The following is an 8,402-nucleotide window of genomic DNA, read 5'->3' as shown; positions in this document are numbered from 1 at the left end:
TTAATAGTGGTTCTAGATAAAATATAGCTGAGATAAAACCCCCTAACTCAACATACGCTTCGATCAATTTTATACGGGTATCTTTATCTTCTTTTTTAACTAACTGCTCTTTATAAAAAGAGATAAGCTTTTGATAATTCTTACCACTCAGCAACAATTTTTCTTTAGTATTAGGGTCAAAACCTCCTGAGTTATTTGATACGCAGCCGAATAAGAACAGTGATAATAATAGAGAAAAAATATAGTTACGCATTATCCTAACATCCTCATAATACCTGGTGCAGTGATCAATATGACAATTGGAATCATGATAAACATAATTAAAGGAATTGACATTTTTGCTGATAATTGCCCTATTTTTTCTTCTACATTGAGTAACTGAACCTCTCGTATATCAGAAGATAAAGTCACTAATACAGGAGATATGGATGAACCATACTGAATACTTTGATTTAACGTCATAACAAAGCTACGAACTTCATTGGTCGGAAACTGTTTATATAATTCCGTTAAAGCTTGCTCAATACCAACAATCCGTGAACGTTCATTAATCTTAGTGAGAATAAAACATAAATCTTTATCAAACGCTTTAAACTCATGTGATAAATAACTAATTGATGCTTCAATCGTCATACCAGTTTGGATACTTACCGACATTAGATCCAACATATAGGGTAATTTATTGGATATACTTTTACGTAAGTTACTCGCTCTCATTGACAAGAATGAGTCTGGGCCCGTTAAACTCACAATAATCCACACGGCTTCAACAGCAATAAACGAGCTTGGTTTGAGCTGCCATAATGTTCCCAAAAATGCAACTGATATAGTGCCTAAAATAACCACAGTATATTTAACTAAAACATAATATTTAGCGAATTTAAGATCATAAAATCCTGCTGAAATAAACTTCTCATCGATTTCTTTTTGATTAGTCGAAAAGATAGTATTAAGTATTTGTGTTAACCAAACAAACTTCGGTTTTCTTTCTTGTTTTGTTTTTTCAATATTAAGTTTGTCTAGCCTCTTCTCTCGTTTAGATTTCGCTGCAGAAGCGACTAGGAATACTAAACCAAATATTATTAATGATATTGAACTAATTCCAATAATATCCATGGTAATTACCTCACGCTTCTCATCAGTGCCCAAACGATAGTTATACCAATAGCCTCACTGATAATGACGTAATAAAGAATGACTTTCCCATCATCATTAAACATGACAAATTCATAGTTTTCCGGGCTTAAAAACTGCAACATAAACAGGAATAAAAATGGGATTGCAGCAACAATTTTCGCTGAGGTACGAGCCTCTGATGTAAGTGCCATTTTCTTTTTATCTATCGCACGAGCATTAAACATAGTTCGATTTAGACGTTGCATAATATCTTTCAACTGTCCACCTCGTGCGATATTGGCGCGTAAAGTAATCACAAAAAAGTAAAATGAAGGATATGGATAACGGTGACAAGACTTACGAAATACCTCATCAGGAGATTCTCCTAATTGTAACCTCTGACCCATAATGCGAAATTCTTCACCAATATTTCCTTCAAGTTCTTTTCCAACATACATAATGGCATGCATAATACTGTCACCAGATGACACAGCACCGGTTAACATATTCAAAGCATCAGGAAATTGTGATTCGAAATTCTTTTGCTCTCTCCCTTGGAGCCATTGATATAAAATAATATAGCCTATGATAATAATAATCGGGCTTACGACCCAAGGTGATTCGCGTAAAAAGTTCTGATTAAATAGTAATGAAAATGCGAATAAGCCCGCGGTAATCCCGGCTAACTTTATTTCAGGCATATTACCCAACTGGGATTTAAAATTGCTCCATTGCTGAGCAACTCGCTCAGAATAACTGCGATCTAATAATGATTGTAAGTCAACCGCCTGACTTTTACTGATGACTGATTGATGCAACGCATTATGTTTAAAGTCATGCAGGATGCTTAACCGTTTTTTCTTATCACGGTAATTCAAGATAAGAGAAACAAGCACTAATAGTACGCCAGCGATCATTACCAATGTATAAATCATGATTAGGCTCCTGTTGGACTAAACGAACTTAGTAACTGCTCGGCTAAACCAAAGAACTTGGCTTTTTCTACTAGGACCGAACGCTGCATTAACCCTGCGGTGACAAATTGACCGTTAACTTTGCCATCTTCGCTGTGACTAAACGTAGGTTGGAAACGGTATATCTCTTCCAATACAACACTTTGACCTTCTAAACCTATTACCTCTGTAATTGACATCACTTTACGACTGCCATCGTGTAATCGAGATATCTGAATAACCAAATCAACCGCACTAACAATGGTGCGACGAATTGCCTCTAGAGGAAGGTTGTTGTTCGCCATCATGACCATGGACTCCACACGAGCCATCGCATCACGCGGAGTGTTGGCGTGCAGAGTAGACATTGAACCATCGTGCCCCGTATTCATTGCTTGGAGCATTTCAAACGCTTCGGCCCCACGACATTCACCAACAATGATTCTGTCTGGCCTCATACGTAATGAGTTGATCACCAGTTCACGTTGAGATATCTGTCCAGTGTTCTCAATACCGGCCGTTCTTGTTTCGAGGCGTACTACATGAGGTTGCTGTAGCTTTAATTCTGCAGCATCTTCAATCGTCACGATACGTTCTTTCTCTGAAATATATTGCGACAATGCATTGAGCATGGTCGTTTTACCGGAACCCGTACCACCAGAAATAAGAATATTTAATCTGCAACGAGCCGCTACCATCAACAGCTGTGCCATTTCTGGACTCATTGCACCAAAATGACAAAGCTTATTTAAATCAATACTGTGCTTTTTAAATTTACGAATTGATATCGATGTTCCGTCAATAGAGATGGGAGGGATTACGATATTGACACGGCTACCGTCTGCTAAACGCGCATCACAGGTTGGAGATGAATCATCAACCCGTCGTCCTACACGACTAGCAATCCGTTTCGCTATGGCAAGAAGCTGCGGTTCGTCAATGAAACTAATGTTGGACTTTTCAACTAAGCCATTACGCTCAATAAATACATTATCAGGACCGTTCACCATAATATCTGAAATGGTTTCATCATCCATGAGGCGCTGTAATGGTCCTAAACCAATTAATTCATCAGCAAGAGCAATAACAAATTCTTTACGCAAAACACCAGATACAGCGGCACCTTCTTTTTCAATCAAAAGATTAATCGCACTTTCAAGCTGATCTTCAAGTTCCTGACGTGTTACTTCGGCGATAGCTGAAGGTTCAAGTGCATCAAATATTTGCTTGCGAAACTTGATATATAGAGTTTTAGTTACGCTCATGCATTACCCCTTAGGAGATCTCTTAAACAAGAACGATTTTTTATTGATTTGCTCACCTAATACTAGAGACGCCAAATTATTTAGGAGAGCAGATGCTTTATTTCTTCGGTCAGATAAACGCTTACCATCTAAAATCACATCCGCAAAATCCTTGATATAAGGAATCGTTAAGTCGACTTTGCGTTTGAAAAACTTCTCTATTTCATCAGGCTTAACGCTGGCATATTTTTCAGGCATGTTGTGGTTAACGACAATAAATACTCGCGGGCGCTCAGATGCAGCAATTGAATTGACCATCCCATATAATCGACCGGCATCTCTTAATGAGGAGACTGTTGAGTTGGTTACAATAATAATACAGTTGCTTTCTAACCAATGATTCGATTGATTAAATACAAGTCCTGTCGAAGCTGATAGATCTTCTAAGATAAAATTACATTCGCTTGAAATCGCATTAGCAATTGAACGCTTGTATTGAATCATTTCATTGAAATCTAATTCATCGGCAGCAACACTAAGCAGTTGTAGTTTTGGGCTTTTTTTATACATGAAGCTTTTTGCACTACTTGCGTCTAAACTCTCTGAAACAATGCCTTGTTGCGCTTTTTTACGTTCAAACTTACTGAGACCTAACATGACGTCCAAGTTGCCTTCGTTATAGTTGTAATCAACTAACACGCATGAAGAATGCTTGACCTCGGACAGTACACAGGACAACTCCGCTGCGATCATGGTTGCACCAACACCACCTTTAGCGCCAATAATAGAGACACGCTTTGCTTTACGGCCACCAACACCAGAGCGACGATCACGCTGTTCATGAATATCTCTCACAAATTCCGTCAGTTCACCTTTTGTCACCGGCCAAAGTAAGTAATAGAAACCCAACTGTTTTAATTGTCGTTGAATGGATATTGTGTCTTGAGCACCAATAATGACTGCTGTTGAACCACTAGGAAGTAAATTCGAGATTCGCTGTGCTGCAACGACAATATCTTCTACTTTAATCAATTCAATAATGATGATTTCAGCCGGCTTGGACCGAATATATTCCGTTAACTTTTCTTGTTTATTCTCAATAGCAACAGGTTCACTAAGCCCTTCAAAACGAAACGTTTCTTCGATAAGAGATTTACATTTATCAGTCTGATAGAAAAATACCGTTTTAATGTGCTCATTATCGGCATCTGCGTCTTTACCAGACTTCAAAATACTGACTAAATCAAACATATGGTACCTTCCTATTCATTAATTCCAGCAGAGCGTTCTGGGTTAGTCATCGTCTGCCAACGATTACCTTCAACATAACAACCGTAATTATTTTTCATTGAAGAAATAGACCAAATTGAAGTAGGCTCACAACGTTCAGTTTTAACGATATATTCGGTAAATTGAATTAAAAAATGAGACTGATCGGTATGGCTTTGTTTGACACTTATATTGATCGGATCCACCCCAACCTTAGTTAATTGTTTACGTGCAAATTGGGTCAATTTAGCTGCCGATTTTGAACTGGCATTTAATTCAACTTTGGCAAAAAGTAACTGTTCTTTGTGAGTTTGAACAAACGTTACGATAGCTTGCTTTGCTCCTTCATACTGACGAATGTCCAACGTCAACTTCGCGGTAACAGGATATAGTTCAAGCTCCATACCTTTAGGATCAACAGAAGAACTGCATCCCCAAAGAAAGACCATCACAAAATAGATTGCGACCCACTTAATATAAGTAAATAAACCAGGAATCATCATTGGATAAACCCTCCCTCAACTAACCACTCACGAGTAGGATCGTCTTCATTTTTGTCAGGATGAACATCAAATAAACGTTCCAAATTGGTTGTTCTCTGAAAATCTGGCAGTTTCACCTGCTTACTATCTAAAGGCTTAACTAAGCTAACCGTCGCAACAATCACTAATTCAGTTTTCTTTCGTTCTGTTTTTGAGTAACGGAACAACGCACCTAAAATAGGGATATCACCGATAAAAGGTATTTTTGATAGAGACTCAACTTCCTCATTATTGAGCAATCCTGCCAAGACAAAACTTTGCCCATCAGCTAACTCAACTGTAGTACTGGCCTTGCGTGTTTTTAGTGCTGGCACATCATACGTCGCGTTTCTATACTGACTATCTAATGAGCTCACTTCAGGCATAATCGCTAGTTTTATTTTGTCGTCCTGTTCTACGTTAGCCGTTAAATTGAGCTTAATCCCATACTCCCGATAGCTCACACTGCTACCGCTATCTGATGAAGTGACAACAGGTAACTCGCCGCCGACAAGGAAACTTGCTGTGCCGCCAGAAATGACTGAGATATTAGGCTCTGCTAAAACTTGTCCAATCGAATTATCTGCGACCGCGTTAATGATCGATACAATGTCACTTGCACTAAAATTGACAATGGAATTGATGAAGCTACCGTTAGAGCCGTTGTTATAAAATTGGAATCCTAAGTTTTCGACAAACGACTGAGAAACTTCAGCTACCGTTAATTTGACATTAACCTGCTTAGTGGTGGCCACTTTCAAATTATTGACAATACCTTTATAGCTGTATTTTGTGGCGATCAGTTGAGTTCCACCTTCACCTGCCATCAGTTTTTCTTCAGTGCCAGACTTTCCTAAAAGCTCACCAACTAGGCGTTCAATACCATTTTTCTGTGATTCCGTCGCAACAGTGCCATTTAACACCACTTTATCCCCGAGGTTATAAATTTCTATATCGAGATCTGGGTATTTGATTGCAACATGCTGCTCAACATTGATGAGACTCGTGTTAACCACAATGGTGCGCTCTAAAATAGTATGATTATCGCCATCGAATATAATGAGCGAAGTTCTACCGACACTTTTCCCATATACAACAAGAGTACGTTTACCTATAGTTGAATAATCAGCGATAGCAGGGTTAGAAATAAAAACAGAACTGATGTCTTTAGATAAACGAATCGATTTCGCTTCATCCTTATTGACGCTAAATAGCCTTGCTGCATTCACTTGAGAAGAGAATGCTATAAGCAAACTAGCGAATAATAATGTAGGTAGCAATTGAACAACTTTTTTTACGTAATACATACATCACCTATTTAACGGTCATGCTACCAGCGCGAAACTCTCTTATCGCGTGATAAGACTCTAAAACATCACCCGCGTTAGCAGATAAGTCTTTGGCAGTTGCGCCCTTAACAGATTGGTGGATTTCTAACTGAGCGATACGTTGAGCAATGGTCAACGTAGCCACTTGTTTCGGCGTAACTTCCAGTATTAAGGTCGACTTTTCGTCTGCCGACTTTCCTTTAGCACTTGATTTCTCTTCAGAAATCTTAAGTACTTTTATATTCGTTAATATTGGAGACAGTGAAACATCCTTATAGGATTTAATAGAACGGTCATTGGCTAAGTTTTGCGACCCAGAGGCAAGGGCCATAATATCTACAAAGCTATTTGTTCTAATAACGCCACCAATAATAGATTTAGATTCAACTTGTAATGGATATGGAGTCATACCCTCATTAATAATAAAATCGATATAATCTACGTCTGTTGCTATAGCGAAAGAACTTTTTGATATGACTGTCCCTGGTTCAATAATTACTTTAGCCACAGGATCTAGAGAGTAATTAATAGATATTGCACCAGCGATACCTTGAGAACGTGCTTTGGTTTCTGACCAGTTTTCAATAGAGACAGTTTGGGATGTAATACTATCACCCGGTTGAAGTTGCTTTTTTGCAACATAGACCGCAATAGTTTTTTCTTTGACCTCAACTTTGGGGGTCGAGGGAGAGATAATTTTCCTATGGTTCATACCATAGACACCGACACCGATCGCTATTATCGCAATAACAATCATGAGTTTGATATTCATGCCTGCACCTAACGTTGTTATTATAACGCCGTCGAGATCATGGTGAGCCACATTCCAAAGCTACAACTGATAACAATTGGGATAGCATACGGAACGCCGCCAGTATAACGCTGATTAGGATATCTAAACTTATAAAACAGCCAAATTGAACCTGCCAATATTCCGCCTAGCCAAAGCATAAGAACAACAACAAGTATGAACCAGTTTGGATGGATTGCTAATGACAATACACTTAATAATTTGATATCACCTGCACCACAAATACCAAAGGAGACAACTAAAAAACCCAATCCTAAAACCAAAAGAAATTGAGTTGTTACTCGGTAATCGATCTCATTTAAACGTAAAATTAAAATTGTTATTAGAATAATTATTACATCAAGATTACTGATTCTTCTATATAGTACGTCAGTAACTAATAATTTCATTAAGACAAGGGCCAGTATTAAAACTAAAAGCCCTTGCCAATGAATATTAAAGAAAGAATTCATCATTCCTCTTTAAATTAGGAACTGATTAGCTACCAGAACCAGAAACAACGCCAGCTTGACCGATATTTGACGTAATAGAGCTCATAGCACCTGTTAACGCATCGCCAAGACTTGAGTTGAAAACAGATAAAACGATAGCAGAGATTGCTACACCAATGATTGCATATTCAATCGCTGTAACTCCGCGTTGATCTTTAATAAATGCAGAAATTTTAGAACATAGCTTGGTAGTAATATTGTTTAACATGATTTTTTCCTTCCAACTAACGACTTATTTTATTGCTAATAATAAATAACTGTTCGGGTGTGACATGATGTTACCTAAGCAATTTTTACTTCAACTAATAATTAGTAACACTGAGTATCTTTGTTGTACTTTCGTGGTACTTAAGTCTGTTTCAATAATTAAATTTAAATAATGATAGAAAGTCTAAAACTGTACTTCGCTATCTGTTTCTTTGTCTTAACGACGGAATGAAATTTACCGAAACATTTTCATTGTGAATAGAGATAAAAATAAAATATTTTCAACACAGATACATATGTATCTTATATAAGAATATTTACATTTATATCATTAAAAATGTGAATTTAATCTAATAAAACTAAGTGACTGTTTTTTATAAAAATATATGTAACCATAAAGTATTAACATACAAATATTATAAAAAAATAAAACAGGCAAAACTTTTAAATATAGACATTATT

General features: G+C 37.3%; 9 protein-coding genes and 1 pseudogene. All 10 read right to left on the bottom strand.

All coding sequences use genetic code 11. From position 1 onward, the window contains the following. A pseudogene (locus F9817_RS23140) lies at window positions 1–253 on the bottom strand (hypothetical protein); the annotation flags it as partial. Then, window positions 253–1,116 carry a type II secretion system F family protein gene (locus tag F9817_RS23135; protein ID WP_161158571.1) on the bottom strand — a complete coding sequence of 288 codons (864 nt, stop codon included), beginning with the start codon at window positions 1,114–1,116 and terminating at the stop codon, window positions 253–255. The pseudogene F9817_RS23140 and the gene F9817_RS23135, both read right to left, overlap by 1 nt. A 5-nt stretch (window positions 1,117–1,121) precedes the next feature. Continuing rightward, a complete protein-coding gene (locus tag F9817_RS23130; RefSeq protein WP_161158570.1) occupies window positions 1,122–2,051 on the bottom strand; it encodes a type II secretion system F family protein in 930 nt (309 codons plus the stop codon). A 2-nt stretch (window positions 2,052–2,053) separates the two neighbouring features. Next, complete coding sequence (locus tag F9817_RS23125; protein WP_161158569.1) at window positions 2,054–3,334, bottom strand: TadA family conjugal transfer-associated ATPase; 1,281 nt, start codon at window positions 3,332–3,334, stop codon at window positions 2,054–2,056. Between the two features lie 3 nt (window positions 3,335–3,337). Beyond that, complete coding sequence (locus F9817_RS23120) at window positions 3,338–4,564, bottom strand: CpaE/TadZ family protein (RefSeq protein WP_161158568.1); 1,227 nt, start codon at window positions 4,562–4,564, stop codon at window positions 3,338–3,340. Window positions 4,565–4,575: 11 nt separating this feature from the next. Next, complete coding sequence (locus tag F9817_RS23115; RefSeq protein WP_161158567.1) at window positions 4,576–5,085, bottom strand: hypothetical protein; 510 nt, start codon at window positions 5,083–5,085, stop codon at window positions 4,576–4,578. Beyond that, window positions 5,082–6,410 (bottom strand): type II and III secretion system protein family protein, encoded by a 1,329-nt coding sequence (locus tag F9817_RS23110; RefSeq protein WP_161158566.1) that lies wholly within the window; start codon window positions 6,408–6,410, stop codon window positions 5,082–5,084. The genes F9817_RS23115 and F9817_RS23110 overlap by 4 nt, the downstream gene beginning before the upstream one ends. A gap of 7 nt (window positions 6,411–6,417) precedes the next feature. Continuing rightward, window positions 6,418–7,203: a Flp pilus assembly protein CpaB gene (cpaB, locus tag F9817_RS23105; RefSeq protein WP_161158565.1), complete on the bottom strand. Its 786-nt coding sequence runs from the start codon at window positions 7,201–7,203 to the stop codon at window positions 6,418–6,420. Between the two features lie 20 nt (window positions 7,204–7,223). Continuing rightward, on the bottom strand, window positions 7,224–7,697 hold the full coding sequence (locus F9817_RS23100; protein ID WP_161158564.1) for a prepilin peptidase: 474 nt from the start codon (window positions 7,695–7,697) through the stop codon (window positions 7,224–7,226). A 22-nt stretch (window positions 7,698–7,719) separates the two neighbouring features. Further along, window positions 7,720–7,941: a Flp family type IVb pilin gene (locus tag F9817_RS23095; RefSeq protein WP_161158563.1), complete on the bottom strand. Its 222-nt coding sequence runs from the start codon at window positions 7,939–7,941 to the stop codon at window positions 7,720–7,722. Window positions 7,942–8,402: the final 461 nt, after the last annotated feature.

It is taken from the genome of Vibrio eleionomae (assembly GCF_009874545.1).
GTDB lineage: Bacteria > Pseudomonadota > Gammaproteobacteria > Enterobacterales > Vibrionaceae > Vibrio > Vibrio nitrifigilis.
Note: the sequence above shows the minus strand (reverse complement) of the source record. Positions and strands in the feature narration are given on the sequence as shown.

Bases quoted from the DNA above. Each gene is read 5' to 3' on its own strand.
- F9817_RS23135 (WP_161158571.1), bottom strand. From the start codon at position 1,116: ATGGATATTATTGGAATTAGTTCAATATCATTAATAATATTTGGTTTA.
- F9817_RS23130 (WP_161158570.1), bottom strand. From the start codon at position 2,051: ATGATTTATACATTGGTAATGATCGCTGGCGTACTATTAGTGCTTGTT.
- F9817_RS23125 (WP_161158569.1), bottom strand. From the start codon at position 3,334: ATGAGCGTAACTAAAACTCTATATATCAAGTTTCGCAAGCAAATATTT.
- F9817_RS23120 (WP_161158568.1), bottom strand. From the start codon at position 4,564: ATGTTTGATTTAGTCAGTATTTTGAAGTCTGGTAAAGACGCAGATGCC.
- F9817_RS23115 (WP_161158567.1), bottom strand. From the start codon at position 5,085: ATGATGATTCCTGGTTTATTTACTTATATTAAGTGGGTCGCAATCTAT.
- F9817_RS23110 (WP_161158566.1), bottom strand. From the start codon at position 6,410: ATGTATTACGTAAAAAAAGTTGTTCAATTGCTACCTACATTATTATTC.
- cpaB (WP_161158565.1), bottom strand. From the start codon at position 7,203: ATGAATATCAAACTCATGATTGTTATTGCGATAATAGCGATCGGTGTC.
- F9817_RS23100 (WP_161158564.1), bottom strand. From the start codon at position 7,697: ATGATGAATTCTTTCTTTAATATTCATTGGCAAGGGCTTTTAGTTTTA.
- F9817_RS23095 (WP_161158563.1), bottom strand. From the start codon at position 7,941: ATGTTAAACAATATTACTACCAAGCTATGTTCTAAAATTTCTGCATTT.